This window comes from Streptomyces flavovariabilis (assembly GCF_000725785.1).
In the GTDB taxonomy this organism is placed as follows: domain Bacteria; phylum Actinomycetota; class Actinomycetes; order Streptomycetales; family Streptomycetaceae; genus Streptomyces; species Streptomyces hawaiiensis.
On sequence record NZ_JNXD01000020.1, the window covers coordinates 83,992 to 99,088 of the forward strand.

9 protein-coding genes are annotated in these 15,097 nt (G+C 71.8%); 6 read left to right on the top strand and 3 right to left on the bottom strand.

The window, feature by feature from the left end; all coding sequences use genetic code 11:
• Positions 1 to 22 precede the first annotated feature (22 nt).
• Both IO24_RS0129935 and kstD read left to right on the top strand, forming a co-directional pair.
• A complete protein-coding gene (locus IO24_RS0129935; protein ID WP_031141022.1) occupies positions 23 to 1,144 on the top strand; it encodes a sugar ABC transporter substrate-binding protein in 1,122 nt (373 codons plus the stop codon).
• Positions 1,145 to 1,238: 94 nt separating this feature from the next.
• Positions 1,239 to 3,020 carry a 3-oxosteroid 1-dehydrogenase gene (gene kstD / locus IO24_RS0129940; RefSeq protein ID WP_045296922.1) on the top strand — a complete coding sequence of 594 codons (1,782 nt, stop codon included), beginning with the start codon at positions 1,239 to 1,241 and terminating at the stop codon, positions 3,018 to 3,020.
• A gap of 132 nt (positions 3,021 to 3,152) precedes the next feature.
• Here kstD and IO24_RS0129945 read toward each other — a convergent pair whose 3' ends face one another.
• The 3 genes from IO24_RS0129945 to IO24_RS0129955 form a co-directional block, all read right to left on the bottom strand.
• A complete protein-coding gene (locus IO24_RS0129945; protein WP_031141026.1) occupies positions 3,153 to 3,815 on the bottom strand; it encodes a class I SAM-dependent methyltransferase in 663 nt (220 codons plus the stop codon).
• 97 nt (positions 3,816 to 3,912) lie between these two features.
• A complete protein-coding gene (locus tag IO24_RS0129950; protein WP_031141028.1) occupies positions 3,913 to 4,164 on the bottom strand; it encodes a hypothetical protein in 252 nt (83 codons plus the stop codon).
• Between the two features lie 110 nt (positions 4,165 to 4,274).
• A complete protein-coding gene (locus IO24_RS0129955; protein ID WP_003992177.1) occupies positions 4,275 to 4,478 on the bottom strand; it encodes a cold-shock protein in 204 nt (67 codons plus the stop codon).
• A 325-nt stretch (positions 4,479 to 4,803) separates the two neighbouring features.
• On the opposite strand from IO24_RS0129955, the gene IO24_RS0129960 reads away from it, so the two are divergent.
• The 4 genes from IO24_RS0129960 to IO24_RS0129975 all read left to right on the top strand — a co-directional run bounded on the left by IO24_RS0129960 (position 4,804) and on the right by IO24_RS0129975 (position 14,767).
• Entirely contained in the window at positions 4,804 to 5,652 is an 849-nt protein-coding gene (locus IO24_RS0129960; RefSeq protein ID WP_031141030.1) for a menaquinone biosynthetic enzyme MqnA/MqnD family protein, read from the top strand.
• 92 nt (positions 5,653 to 5,744) lie between these two features.
• Positions 5,745 to 7,631 carry a serine/threonine-protein kinase gene (locus tag IO24_RS0129965; RefSeq protein WP_031141032.1) on the top strand — a complete coding sequence of 629 codons (1,887 nt, stop codon included), beginning with the start codon at positions 5,745 to 5,747 and terminating at the stop codon, positions 7,629 to 7,631.
• A gap of 156 nt (positions 7,632 to 7,787) precedes the next feature.
• Positions 7,788 to 10,187 carry a serine/threonine-protein kinase gene (locus IO24_RS0129970; protein ID WP_031141034.1) on the top strand — a complete coding sequence of 800 codons (2,400 nt, stop codon included), beginning with the start codon at positions 7,788 to 7,790 and terminating at the stop codon, positions 10,185 to 10,187.
• Between the two features lie 98 nt (positions 10,188 to 10,285).
• Positions 10,286 to 14,767 carry an FtsK/SpoIIIE domain-containing protein gene (locus tag IO24_RS0129975; RefSeq protein ID WP_031141035.1) on the top strand — a complete coding sequence of 1,494 codons (4,482 nt, stop codon included), beginning with the start codon at positions 10,286 to 10,288 and terminating at the stop codon, positions 14,765 to 14,767.
• Positions 14,768 to 15,097 lie beyond the last annotated feature (330 nt).

Here is a 15,097-nt window from a genome sequence, read left to right on the forward strand (position 1 = left end):
CCCCCATCGGAAGGCACCACCAGTGATAGCGCGCAACCCCCGCCAGGCCGCCGTGCGGCGTCTCTCCATAGCCCTGGCGGTCTCCGTGTCGGCCCTGTCCCTCGCCGCCTGCGGTGACGGCGGGAGTGACGACACCGCCGCGAAGAAGGGCAACGACATCACGGTGGGCCTTCTGCTGCCCGACCGGGACACCGCACGCTTCGAGAAGTTCGACTACCCGCTGATCAAGCAGGAGGTCGCGTCCCTCACGGAGAACAAGGGCACGGTCCGCTACGCCAACGCCGAGGCCAGCGTCACCAGACAGAGCGAGCAGTTCCAGAAGATGATCGACGACAAGGTGGACGTCATCCTCGTCGACGCCCTGAACTCCAAGACCATCGCCACGGACGTGCAGAAGGCCAAGGACGCCGGCATCCCGGTCATCGCCTACGACCGGCTCGCCGAGGGCCCCATCGACGCCTACGTCTCCCACGACAACGAACTCGTCGGCCAGGTCCAGGGCCGCGCCATCGTCGGAGAACTCGGCGACAAGGCCCAGAAGAGCAAGGTCGTCATGATGAACGGCGACCCCGCCGACCCCAACACCGCACGCTTCAAGGACGGCGCGCTCAGCGAACTCCAGGGCCAGGTCGACATCGTCGAGCAGTACGACACCAAGGAGTGGAAGCCCGCGATCGCCAAGGAGCACATGAAGGAGGCGATCCAGGCCGTCGGGCTGAACAACATCGCCGCCGTCTACTCGGCCAACGACGGCATGGCGGGCGCCGTCATCGAGGCGATGCAGGAGGCGGGCGCCACCAAGATGCCGCCGGTGACCGGACAGGACGCCAACCTCGACGCGGTACAGCGGATCGTGTCCGGCGAGCAGTACATGACCGTCTACAAGTCCTTCCTGCTGGAGGCGACCAACGCCGCGAAGATCGCGGTGGCCAAGGTCCAGGGCCGCTCGATCGAGTTCGCGGCGCTGACCCAGGGGACGGTCGACAGCCCGACGCAGAAGAACATCCCGGCGATGCTGGTCCCGGTGGTCGCCCTCACCAAGGACAACATCAAGGAGACGGTGATCACGGACGGCGTGTACACCGTCAAGGACATCTGCACCGCGAAGTACAAGGCGGACTGCGCGGCCATCGGCCTCGACTAGCGGACGCGCGGTGGGCCCGCACGGGTCTTGACTTCGCAAGACCCCCGCGCGACATTCCCCACCCCCTTCGCGTTCTCCTCGGGCTGGAGCGGCCATGACCACACACACGGACACCGCGGAAACTGCCCAGGCCCCGTCCCGAAGACGACTGCTGGCCGGGGCCGCCGGTGCCGGCCTCGCGGTCGCCACGGGCGTTCACCAGGGCGCCCGGGCGGCCGACTTACCCCCGCTCGGCACGTACGACGTCGTCGTCATCGGCTCCGGCGCCGCCGGTATGACCGCCGCGCTGACCGCCGCGCGCCAGGGCCTGAGCTGTGTGGTCGTGGAGAAGGCACCGACCTTCGGCGGCTCGGCCGCCCGCTCCGGCGCCGGGATCTGGATCCCCAACAACTCCGTCATCCTCGCGGCCGGGGTCCCGGACACCCCCGCGAAGGCCGCCGCCTACCTCGCCGCGGTCGTCGGCCCGGACGTCCCCGCCGACCGGCAGCGGGCCTTCCTCACCCACGGCCCGGCGACGATCTCCTTCGTCATGGCGAACAGCCCCCTCCGGTTCCGCTGGATGGAGGGCTACAGCGACTACTACCCCGAGCTGCCCGGCGGCCTGCCGAACGGCCGCTCCATCGAGCCGGACCAGTTCGACGGCAATCTCCTGGGCGCCGAGCTGGCGCACCTGAACCCGCCGTACATGGACGTCCCCGCCGGCATGGTCGTCTTCAGCGCCGACTACAAGTGGGTCGCCCTGGCCGCCGTGAACGCCCGGGGCGCGGCCGTCGCCGCCCAGTGCCTGGCCCGCGGCGCGAAAGCGGCGACGCTCGGCCAGAAACCCCTGACGATGGGCCAGGCACTGGCGGCGGGCCTGCGCGCGGGTCTGCGCTCGGCCGGAGTCCCGGTATGGCTCAACACGCCCCTGACGGACCTGCACGTCGAGAACGGCACGGTGACGGGAGCCGTCGTCACCCGCGACGGCGCTCCCGGCCTGCTCCGCGCCCGCCGGGGCGTGATCGTCGGCTCGGGCGGCTTCGAGCACAACGCGGCGATGCGCCAGCGCTTCCAGCGGCAGCCCATCGGCACGGAGTGGACCGTCGGCGCCAAGGAGAACACCGGCGACGGCATCCGGGCGGGGGAGCGGCTGGGCGCAGCGCTCGACCTGATGGAGGACGCCTGGTGGGGCCCGGCGATCCCGATCCCCGGCGAGCCGTACTTCTGCCTCGCCGAACGCACCCTGCCCGGCGGGCTGCTGGTGAACGGCGCGGGCCGGCGCTTCGTCAACGAGGCCGCGCCCTACAGCGACGTCGTCCACACCATGTACGACGTCCACGACACCGACCCGGCCATCCCGTGCTGGCTCGTCGTCGATCAGAACTACCGCAACCGGTACCTCTTCAAGGACGTCCTGCCGACGCTGCCCTTCCCCGACGCCTGGTACGACTCCGGGGTGGTGCACAAGGAGTGGACCCTGGACGCGCTGGCCGCCTCGATCGGCGTCCCCGCGGCGGCCCTGCGCACCAGCGTCAACCGCTTCAACGCCCAGGCGCGGCAGGGCGAGGACCCCGACTTCCACCGGGGCGACAGCGCCTACGACCACTACTACACGGACCCGTCGGTCCACCCCAACCCCTGCCTCGCCCCCCTCTGGTTCCCCCCGTACCACGCCTTCCGCATCGTCCCCGGCGACCTCGGCACGAAGGGCGGCCTGCGCACGGACGCCCGGGCCCGGGTGCTGCGGGAGGACGGCTCGGTGATCCCCGGCCTGTACGCGGCGGGGAACGCCAGCGCGGCCGTGATGGGCCACAGCTACGCGGGCGCGGGGTCGACGATCGGCCCGGCGATGACGTTCGGATACATCGCGGCGAGGGATGCCGCGGGGGTGCCGTAGGGCCGCCGGCCGGTGCCGGAGGATCGCCGGTCCGGCAGCGCCACCGGGCGTCGCACGTGAGGCTGGGGCGACGCCCAGGAGGGTGGACCCCTGGGCGGCTGGTGCGATGCCCAGGGGGTGCCGCCGGGGCCCCTAGGCTGCTGCCCCGGTCGGCTTGCGGGCCACGAGGGACGCCTGGGCGACCGGCTCGCCGCCGGCCTCGTCCGGCTCGCGCACCGTCCGGGCGCGAAGGGTGAAACCGGCGGCTTCCAGCAGGGCCGCGACGCGCTCCGGCCGCCGTCGGCGGAAGGTCAGGGACACCGGGTGGCCGAAGGCCTCCTCGTAACGGCGGGGCTCGTCACCGGACTGGAAGCCGAGGAGCAGATGGCCGCCGGGGCGCAGGACGCGGTGGAAACCGGCGAAGAGGGCGGGCAGGTGCTCCTCCGGGGTGTGGATGATCGAGTACCAGGACACGACGCCGTCGAGCGAGCCGTCCGGCAGGTCCAGCTCCAGCATCGAGCCCCGCACGAACCGCAGGCCCGGGTTCTCACGGCGGGCGATCGCGAGCATCGACTCCGACAGGTCCAGCCCGAACACCGACAGCCCCCGGGACGCCAGGTACGCCGTCACCCGCCCGGGCCCGCACCCCAGGTCGGCGACCTCACCCCCCTCACCCACGAGCTCCGCGAAACCGTGCAGCACGCCCCGGTCCAGGGGCGTCCCCGGGCGCAGATCACTGAAGCGGGCGGCGTACTCCTCGGCCACGGTGTCGTAGAACACGCGGGTCTCGGTCACGAAGTCAGCGGCGTCGGTCATGGCCGGAGACCCTAGCGCGACGCTCGTTCCGTCCGGGTGCCCGTCAGCCACCTTCGAACCCCGGCACTCCGATCCGCCTCGCGCCCGTGTTTGCCGCCTAGTTTTCGCCCTGCTCCCCGTCCCCCTGATTCCCCCGTGCCCGGGCCGCGCCGATGCCCGCGCCCGCTCCGATCGCCGTGCCGAAGCCGAGACCCAGCGCCAGGCCCAGGGCGAGGTTGTCGAAGACGGTCATACCGAGCACGAGTCCTATGGCCGTGCCGAGGGACAGGCCGACCGACAGGCCTGTTGTCAGGGACGGGTCGGCGGGAGCGCCACCGGCCTCCCCACTGTTCTCCGGATCTTTCCGCATGCGCTCATCGTCCCATGGCCGGAATTCGCCGGGAATTCATCGGGCAGAGGGGCCCGGAAAGGGCAGGAGCCCCGTCGCCTTGCGGCGCGGGGCTCCTTGGGTACTACAAATCAGACCGGCGTGACGTTCTCAGCCTGCGGGCCCTTCGGACCCTGCGTGACGTCGAAAGACACCTGCTGGTTCTCCTCGAGCGAGCGGAAGCCACTCGCATTGATCGCGGAGTAGTGGACGAAGACGTCGGGGCCGCCGCCCTCTTGGGCGATGAAACCAAAGCCCTTTTCGGCGTTGAACCACTTCACGGTTCCGGTAGCCATAAGCCCTCCTTGGGCCCAAAAGGGTTGCCCTGCTCCAGAACCAGCAAGTGTGAAGATGAATTCCGCACAAGTGCATATGTCTGAGAATGACGAGAGCCCGCGGTCACATGCTCCGCAGGCTCTGTACTGCAAGGGAAACCAAACTGCAACTTGCGATGAGCCTAGCACGCAGGCTCCGGAATGCAATAGGGGTCAAGATCACGTCACCCGAATGTTTGAACATCCCCCCGCCGACTGGCCGTGGGGGGGGGGCGCCCACGGCCGGCCACGCCCCGGCGGCGGGGCCGCGCGCCGGTCCGTACGCCATGAGGGCTAGCCTCACGATGTGGACAATCCTCGCACCCGGCCGCGTGTCGGCCACATCCAGTTCCTGAACTGCCTGCCCCTGTACTGGGGGCTCGCGAGAACGGGCACGCTCCTCGACTTCGAGCTCTCCAAGGACACCCCGGAGAAGCTCAGCGAGAAGCTGGTGCAGGGCGAGCTCGACATCGGTCCGATCACCCTCGTCGAGTTCCTCCGGCACGCCGACGACCTGGTCGCCTTCCCCGACATCGCCGTCGGCTGCGACGGCCCGGTGATGTCCTGCGTGATCGTCTCGCAGGTCCCGCTGGACCGGCTCGACGGCGCCCGCGTCGCCCTCGGGTCGACCTCCCGCACCTCCGTCCGCCTCGCCCAGCTGCTCCTCGCCGAGCGCTACGGCGTCCAGCCGGACTACTACACCTGCCCGCCCGACCTGAGCCTGATGATGCGGGAGGCCGACGCCGCCGTCCTCATCGGTGACGCGGCGCTGCGCGCGTACATGCTCGACGGACCGCGCTTCGGCCTGGACGTGCACGACCTGGGCGCGCTGTGGAAGGAGTGGACGGGCCTGCCGTTCGTCTTCGCGGTCTGGGCGGCCCGCCGCGACTACCTGGAGCGCGAGCCGGTCATCACCCGCCGGGTGCACGAGGCCTTCCTCGACTCCCGCAACCTCTCCCTGGAGGAGGTCGGCAAGGTCGCCGAGCAGGCCGCCCGCTGGGAGGCCTTCGACGAGGAGACCCTCGCCCGCTACTTCACGACCCTCGACTTCCGCTTCGGCAGTCCGCAGCTGGCGGCGGTCGCCGAGTTCGCCCGGCGGGTCGGCCCGACGACCGGCTTCCCGGCGGACGTGAAGGTGGACCTGCTCCAGCCGTGAGCCGGGCGGTGCTCCCGCACTACTCTGCTGGGAGTGCAGGCGTACCGGGACCGGAGCCGTCCCCGCTTGCCTACGGGGGAGGGGTGACGCCCATGCGGCCGCTCGACGTCGACGAACCCACCGTGGTGGGGCCCTACCGGCTGCTCGGCCGGCTGGGTTCCGGCGGCATGGGCCGGGTCTACCTGGGCCGCAGCGCCGGTGGCCGTACGGTCGCCGTGAAGATCGTGCATCCGCACTTCGCTCTGGACGAGGAGTTCCGGGCGCGTTTCCGGCGCGAGGTCGAGGCCGCGCGCCGGGTGGGCGGCGCCTGGACGGCGCCCGTCCTGGACGCGGACCCCGGGGCGCGGGTGCCGTGGGTGGCGACCGCGTACGCCGCAGGTCCGTCGCTGTCGGCCGCGGTCGCCGACGGCGGGCCCCTGCCGGCCCACACCGTACGAGCCCTGGGCGCGGGACTCGCCGAGGCGCTGGCGGCGGTGCACGAGCTGGGCCTGGTGCACCGGGACGTGAAGCCGTCGAACGTCCTGCTGACCCTCGACGGCCCCCTGCTGATCGACTTCGGGATCGCCCGGGCCACGGACGGCACGGCGTCCCTCACCTCCACCGGCGTGTCCATCGGCTCGCCCGGCTACATGTCGCCCGAGCAGATCCTGGGCAAGGCCGTCTCGGGTGCGGCCGACGTCTTCTCACTGGGCGCGGTCCTCACGTACGCGGCGACCGGCCAACAGCCCTTCCCCGGGGACTCCTCCGCCGCCCTGCTCTACAAGGTCGTCCACGAGGAGCCGGAACTCGGCCTGCTGGACGGGGAGTTGCGGGGCCTGACGGCGGCCTGCCTCGCGAAGGACCCGGACGCGCGGCCCACCCCCACGGAGGTGGCCCGCCGGCTGGCCCCCGAGGGCGCGGCCCGGCTGGTCGCGGGCGGGTGGCTGCCGGGAGCACTGGTGGAGCAGGTGAGCCGCAGTGCCGTGCGGCTGCTGAATCTGGAGGCGACCGGGCCGGGGCCGGGAGCCGGGGGGCCGTCCGGGCCGGTCGGGTTCAGCAGCCCTTCGGTGGGGGTGCCGGAAGCGGCCGGGGGTGCGGGCACCGGCGCGGCGATGGGGGTGTTCGGACCGCCTCCGGTGATGCCGTCGGGGGACATGCCGCCGCCGGTCGTGCCGCCGCCGGTTCTGCCCGCGCAGAGCGGGGGGTCCGCGCAGGCCGGGGCGTCCGCGCAGACGGGGGCGTCCGCGGGGGCCGGGGCGTCCGTGCAGGCCGGAGGGACCGGGCAGGCCGATGGTTCCGCGCCGACCGGAGGGTCCGCGCCGGCCGGAGGGTCCGCGCACCTCTTCGCAGTCGCACCCGGACCCCGGGACGGCGACCGCCCGCAGGACACCGCCCCGGGGTCCGGGCGCCGCCCCGGCAGGGTCTCCGTCTCCGTGGCGGCGGCGTCCACGCCGGAGGGCGGCGGGCGGGTGCGGAGGCTGAGCTGCTCCGTGGTGCTGGCGGTCGCGGGGGCGATGGCGGCCGTGACGATCGGATCGGTGTTCGTGTTCGACCTGCTGCCGGGCCGGGGCGGCGGCCAGGACGACGCGGACTCGGGCAGCGGGTCCGACTCACCTCCGGCGGCGACCGCGAGCTCCGCTCCGTCCGGTACGGTGCCCGCCGCGTACCTCGGCACCTGGGAGGGCCAGGGTGTCGCCCTCGACGGCAGACTGCCCCTCGGCACGTTCCGCATCACCGTCCAACAGGCCGCTGTCGGCGAGGAGTTGGGCAAGCTCCGCCAGACCGACCAGATCGGCGGCGTCTGCGTCGACGTCCTCACGCTGAAGCAGGTGACGAAGAAGGAGCTCGTCGCCACGTCGGTCGGCGCGAAGACCAACCACAGCGGCTGCAACCCGGCGAAGACGACCGTCCACCTCAAGCCGGTGGGCGACGACCTCCAGTACCGGTCGGAGAGCGAGGAGTCGGGCCGGCCGCAGGCCCGGATGTCGAAGGCGGAGTAGGGGCCGCCCTGCGGCCGAGCCCGAGCGGCTGCGCCGAACCACCGCCCATGGCCCCTCACTCTCCGCCTGTTCAGGCCCTTACTACTGTGTCTGCGACAGCGAACGTCATCGGAAACGACCGACGCAGCACAAGCGTTGATGCCGGAAGGGCCCACCATGGAGACACTGCAGCCCGACGATCCGCAGGAGTTGGGCACCTACCGTCTCCTGCGACGACTCGGCGCCGGCGGCATGGGCCGCGTCTACCTGGCCCGTTCGCCCGGTGGCCGCACCGTGGCTGTGAAGGTCGTACGTCCGGACCTGGCCGCGGACGGCGACTTCCGTGACCGCTTCCGGCACGAAGTCGAGATAGCCAGGGCAGTCTCCGGACGCTTCACCGCCCCCGTCGTGGACGCCGACCCGGACGCGCCGCTGCCGTGGCTGGCGACCTCGTTCGTGCTCGGCCCGGACCTCACGGACGTGGTCGCCGCGCATGGCGCGCTGCCGGAACGTACCGTCCGAGCACTGGCCGCAGGCCTCGCCGCCGCCCTCCAGGAGGTACACGCGGCGGAGTTGATCCACCGCGACCTGAAGCCTTCGAACGTCCTGCTGGCGGCGGACGGTCCGCGCGTCATCGACTTCGGGATCGCGCGGGCGGTCGACGGAAGCCGTATGACGCAGACCGGAGTCGTGGTCGGCTCGCCCGGCTACATGTCACCGGAGCAGGCGCTCGGCAAGGATGTCGGCACGACGAGCGACGTCTTCTCGCTCGGAGCCGTGCTCGCGTTCGCGGCGACCGGCCGGGGCACCTTCGGCCACGGCGCCGTCTCGCACGCCTCGCTGCTCTACCAGGTCGTGCACGGTGAGCCCGACCTTGACGGCGTACCGCAGCAACTCCTGGGCCTCGTCCGCGCGTGTCTCGCGAAGGACCCGGCGCACCGGCCGGTGCCGTCCGAGATCGTGACGGCGCTCGCACCGCAGGGCGTCGAGGGCGTCCTCAGCGACTGGCTGCCGTCGGCGGTGGCATCGACGATCGCCACACACGCGGCCGGAATCCTGGACCTGGAGGCACCGCAGCAGCCCCAGCCACCGGCCGCCGCGTCCTTCGGGCCCGCACCGGCGATGACGGACGGGACACCGCGGCCAACGGGCACCCCCACGCCGGGCTACGGGTATCCGCAGGCCCCGGGGTACGGCGGCCCCTCTGCGGCTGCCTACGCGCCCCCGGCGCCCGGCTACGCCACACCGCCGGGCGGCGCGCCCACCCCGGGATACGGGACGCCTCCGCCAGGTCATGGCGCTCACGAACAGCCTGGCGCAGGGGGACCGGCCTCCACTGTGACCACCGCCTCCACCGCTCCCTCCTCCCGCCGCCGCGTCCTCGGTCTCGCCCTCGGCGGTGCCGCCGCCGTCGCGGCCGCGGGCGGGGGCGCCGCTTGGTGGCTCGGGCAGGACGGTGACACCTCCGGCGCGGCGAACGGCACGACCGGCGCCGGCGGTTCCGCACAGCCCGTCGAGGAGACCTTCACCACCCCGCCGGCCGGAGTCGCCCCCCAGCCCCTGTGGCACGAGACGGCGGCCGAGGACAGCACCAGCACCGGCGTACCGCTCCTCATCCATGACGGCCTGCTCCTGATCAGCGGCGACCCCCTGGTGGCGTACGACGTGAAGACCAGCGACGCCCGCTGGTCGAAGCCCGACGTCTGCGCCCCCGGCTCCCGGCTTCTGTTCCACGACGGCAAGGTGTTCCTGACCGACGGCGGCATCGAGGGAGTCCTCGTCGCGCGGGACGGGAAGACCGGCGAGGAGGTGTGGCGCAGCCGCCTCGGCAAGAAGATCGGCATCGAGGGCACCATCGCCATCGACGCCAAGAACGTCTACGTCACGGCGACCGACTACGCCCAGTCCACCAGCGCCACCAAGTACCGCACCGCCATCGCCGCCATCAGCCACAGCACCGGGAAGAAGGTGTGGCTGCAGCACCGCGACTGGGGCACGAAGGACTACGACGCCCAGGGCACGGTCTCCGGCAAGTACCTCGTCTACGCCGACTCCAACCAGAACCTCACCGTGCGCGACACCGCGACGGGTGACCAGTTGTGGACGCAGAAGATCGGCGACGACTGGGCCTGGCAGCCCACGGTCGCGAACGGCCTCGTCTTCCTGCCCGGCGAGAAGCTGACGGCGGTCGACGCGGAGACCGGTAGGACCCGCTGGACTCTCTCCCCCAAGGGCCGACGCGGCTTCAACAACCCGGCCGTCATCGACGGCGTGCTTTACGTCAGCGACTACGACCGCGGTATCTGGGCCGTCGACGTCAAGACGCACCAGCGGATCTGGCTCTGCGAGGACCAGGACCGCGGCGCGGCGGAGTCGTTCGTGCGGGTCGGCGCGACGCTGTACTGCGCCGCCGGGCCCCTGTCGGGGGGTGTCGTCGCCCTCGAGGCCAAGACGGGCACAGTGCGCTGGACCTGGACGGACGACAAGGACTCCGGAGCCCCCTGGCAGATCGCACCGGCAGGAAACCGGCTGTTGGTGACGAACGGGCCGGAGATCTACGCGCTGCCCGCGGTGTGACACCGGGGCGCCGGGGCGCCGTACCGGGGACTGCCATAGTCTCCGTTAGCTGAAGTTAATGAACGTGGCCACAGGGGCCGACGGGGAGGTTGACCAACATGCGGATGCTGGTCACGGTCGTACGCGAAGGCGGTGAGCCGGAGGACGTCGTCGTCACCACCGACGACACCGCCACGACGGCCGATGTCGCGGAAGTGCTGGCGCAGACCACCGGGCTCAGCGCCGCCGCACTTGGGGGCGGGGCGGGGAACGTCGTGGCCATGCCCGGCACCTCACTGGCTTCGCTGCCCGGCTACGGGGCGGCGGCCACCGGAACACCGGCGCTGTGGGCCGACGGTGAGCTGTGCGATCCGGCGTCACCGGCGGCCGGAGTCCTGCGGGACGGCATGCGGGTCTCCGTCGACCGTTCGATAGGGCCGCTGCTGCGCAAGGGCGAGCCCGTCGGACAGTACGAACTGCGGGTGTCCGGCGGTCCGGGGTCCGGGCGGGTGGTCCGGCTGGGCGTCGGCGCGGCGACCGCCGGATCGGCGCCGACCTGTTCGCTCCCCTTGCCGGACGCCTCACTGCCGCCGGTCGCCCTCCGGCTGACGATCGACCTCCAGAGCAACGTCACCCTCACCCCGGAAGCCGGGGCCGGCGTCCGGCTGAACGACGACGCGGTGACGGCCGGGACTCCCTGGCCGCTCGGCGGTGTCGTACGGGTCGGTGACTCGCTGCTGGTGCTCGACAAGGTCGCCGAGCCGGACGCGCACCTGTCCGCGATGAGCGAGGGCGGCCTCGCCTACAACCGTCCCCCTCGGCTGTCGCCGCTGCGGCCCCGGCGCCGGCTGGCCGTGCCGGTGCCCCCCTCCAAGGGGGAACGGGCGCGTTTCCAGTTCATCATGGCGTTCATGCCCATGCTGTTCGGGCTGTCCATGTACTTCATCACCAAGCAGATCTACATGCTGCTGTTCTGCCTGATGAGCCCGCTCATGATGCTGGGCCAGTGGATCAGTGAGAACCGCGAGGGCAAGAAGAAGCACAGGACGTCCCTCAAGCAGTACAAGAAGGACCTCGCGGCGCACGAGGCCGAACTCGTCACCCTCAGCAAGGAAGAACAGCGCGCCCGCCGCGAGGACAACCCCGACCCGGCCGAGATCCTCCTCTTCGCGACCGGCCCCCGCCGCCGCCTGTGGGAGCGCCGACTCACCGACCCGGACGCCATGCAGCTGCGCATCGGCGTCGGCGCCCTGCCGTCCGACGTGGAACTCGTCTTCGCTCGCGGGGGCACGGCACACGACGAGGAGCCCCCGGAGCCTCCGACCCTTCCGGACGTCCCCGTCACCCTGCCCCTGGCCCGGCTCGGCGTGGTCGGCATCGCGGGTGATCGTGCCCGGGCCCTCGCCACCGCGCGCTGGCTGAGCGTGCAGGCCGCCGTGTTGCACAGCCCCCGGGACCTGTCACTGGTGTCCCTCGCCGCGTCGCCCGCCGCCGGCGCCGAGTGGCACTGGGCGCACTGGCTGCCGCACACCAACCCCGACGAGGGCCAGGACTGCGTCGCCCTGGTCGGGTTCGACTCGGAGGGCATCAGCCGCAGGGTCAACGAACTCCTCAACGAGCTGGCTCGACGCAAGGCGGCCCGCGAGCAGCACAACATGACGGGCCAGCTGTATCCGGACGCCAACGTGCTCGTGATACTCGACGGGGCGCGGCTGCTGCGCCGCGTACCCGGCGTCCCGCAACTCCTGACCGAGGGCCCGCAGTACGGCATCTTCGCCCTCTGCATCGACGAGGACGAGCGGCTCCTCCCCGAGGAGTGCAAGGCCGTCGTGGCCTGGTCGCCGGACGCGGCCCACCACGTCCGGGTGCGTGGCTACGGCCTGGAGGCCGTCGGAGACGTCCTGGCCGACCAGGTCCCCTACGAATGGTGCGAGCTCCTGGCCCGCTCCCTCGCCCCCGTCCGCGACGTCAGCCGCGACGACGCCGATTCCGCCCTGCCCACCTCCGCCCGGCTGTTGAACCTGCTGAACATGCCCAACCCGGCGGGTGCCGACGTGGAACGCATCTGGCAGGCGGGCGGTTCGACGACATCCGCACCGATCGGTCTCGCCGCCGACGGCGCTTTCGTCCTGGACATCCGCCGTGACGGGCCGCACGCGCTGGTCGCCGGTACGACGGGTGCCGGTAAGTCCGAGCTCCTGCAGACGATCATCGCCTCGCTGGCGGTGGCGAACCGCCCCGACGCCCTGAACTACGTCCTCATCGACTACAAGGGCGGCAGCGCGTTCATGGACTGCGCCCGCCTGCCCCACACCGTCGGCATGGTCAGCGACCTCGACGCCCACCTGACCGAGCGTGCCCTCGCCTCACTCGCGGCAGAGCTGCACCGGCGGGAGCGGATCCTCTTCGACGCCGCCGCCAAGGACATCGAGGACTACAACGACACCCGCAAGCTTCGTCCTGAACTCGAACCGATGCCGCGGCTGGTCCTGGTCATCGACGAGTTCGCTTCCCTGGTGGCGGAACTGCCCGACTTCATCGCGGGACTTGTCGACATCGCACGCCGAGGGCGCTCCCTCGGTGTGCACCTGATCCTCGCCACGCAGCGTCCCGCAGGTGTGGTCAGCGCCGACATCCGCGCCAACACCAACCTCCGCATCGCCCTGCGGGTGACCGACGCCGCCGAGTCGATGGACGTGATCGACGCACCGGACTCCGGCGCGATCTCGAAGTCGACTCCGGGCCGCATGTACGTCCGCTCCGGCGCCCAGTCCCTGGTGGGCGTGCAGTCGGCGCGTATCGGTGGCCGTCGCCCTGCCACCGGCCAGACGGGCCCGAAGGCCACGCTCGTTCCCCTGCCCTGGAACGCCTACGCCCGCCCGCTGCCCAAGCGGGAGGAGGCCGAGGACGACGGCACGATGGTCACCGACCTGGCCGTCCTCGTCGACGCGGTACGCGACGGCGCGCAGCGGATTTGCTTCGGCGAACAGCGCAGCCCGTGGCTGCCGCCCCTGGCGGAGTCCGTCACGCTGGACGAACTGTCCAGGTACGGCGGCACACCCGCCGGCGCCCCGGGCGACGACGTGGCCCCGATCCCGTACGGCCTGGTCGACCTGCCGGCGAAGCAGAGCCGTGAGCCGGTGTCCCTGGACCTCGTGCACGGCGAGCACACACTGCTGCTCGGCGGTGCCCGTTCCGGCCGTTCGACGGCGCTGCGAACCCTGGCCGGGTCCCTGGCCCGCAACACCTCCCCGCTGGACGTGCACGTCTACGGCATCGACTGCGGCTCCAACGCCCTGCTGCCGCTGGTGCGTCTGCCGCACGTGGGCGCCATCGTGACCCGCGACGAGCCGGACCGGGTGCGCCGGCTGATCCAGCGCCTCCAGGTGGAGGTCGCCCGCCGTCAGCAGCTGCTGGCGATGGAGGGTGCCTCCAGTGCTGCGGAACAGCGCGCGGGAGCGTCCCCGGAGGAGCGCCTGCCCTGGATGGTCCTGCTCCTCGACAGCTGGGAAGGCTTCGCGTCGACCTTCGAGAACTACAACTACGGTCAGTTGCTGGAAGCGGCCCAGCGCCTCTTCCGCGAAGGTGCCGCAGCCGGTCTGAAGGTCGTCATGACGGCCGACCGCAGTGGTCTGAGCGGTCACGTCTCCTCGGCCTTCGCCGACCGCCTCGTCATGCGCTTCGCCGACCCGAACGACTACTCCACGGCCGGTCTGCAGGCCCGCGAGGTCCCGAAGAACATGCCGCCCGGGCGCGCCCTGCGCATCGCGGACACCGGTGTGGACGAGACGCAGATCGGTCTGCTGGCGCAGGACCCCGCCGGCCAGGCCCAGGTCCGGGCGCTCCGTGAGATCGCCGAGGAGGCGCGAACCCGCTACGGCCGGGTCCCGGCCGGCCGCCGCCCCCTGCGAGTCGATGCTCTGCCGACGCGCATCACGGCGTCGGAGGCGATGGCCCTGGACCCCGACTTCGCCCCGCCGTCGCCCCTGTGGGCGCTGCTCGCCGTGGGCGGCGACGAACTCCACCCCATCGGCATCGACCTGGAGGAGAACGGACCTGGCTTCGTCATCGCGGGCCCGCCGAAGTCCGGCCGCTCCACGGCACTGCTCTGCGCCGCCGAGTCCCTTCTGCGCGCAGGCACTCCTCTGGTCGTCGTGACACCTCGCCGCTCTCCGCTGCGGGAGCTGGAAGGCCGGGAAGGGGTCCTCGGAGTCCTCAACGCGGAAAGCTCCGGTGACGACCTGGAGGAGCTTCAGGACCAGCTCGGCGGGCGGCCGTACGTGGTCGTGGTCGACGACGCCGAACTCCTCTACGACACATCGCTGGACGAGCCCCTGGAAGGGGTCATCCGCAAGGGAGCCGATGGCGGTGTGGGCCTGCTCGCCGCCGGCACGACGGACTCCCTGTCCGGCCAGTACCGGGGCTTCGCGGTCGAGGCCCGCAAGTCCCGCAACGGCATGCTGCTGACACCGCAGAGCTCCTCGGACGGAGAACTGTTCGGCATCCGGCTGCCCGCGAACAGCGGGGGCGGGGCGGCGGGCAGCGGATTGTTCGTGGCCGGCGGGGCGTTCGTACCGGTGCAGGCCGTGACGCACGGCTGAACCGCGAGGGGCTCCCGCTCACTGAGCGGGAGCCCCTCGGCGCTGCTTTCCTGTTCCTGCGAGCTATGACTTCGTGTGGCGAAGGCTCTCGTCACTCGGCTCCTTGCCACCCGCCGATGAGGATGGGGACTCTTCCGGGCCGAACGTGCGAAGAATCCGGAGACGGCGCCAGACCACTGCCGTGGTGAGGCCGAGGCAGATGACCGCCAGAGCCGAAGTGCCGTAGGCCGGCAGGTTCGATGGCGGGTCCGCTACCCAGCCCTGAGTGAGGACCCGGGAGGGGGCCTCAGGGTCGTATGTGACGATCACGGAAGCGCCCGTTTCCGTTTC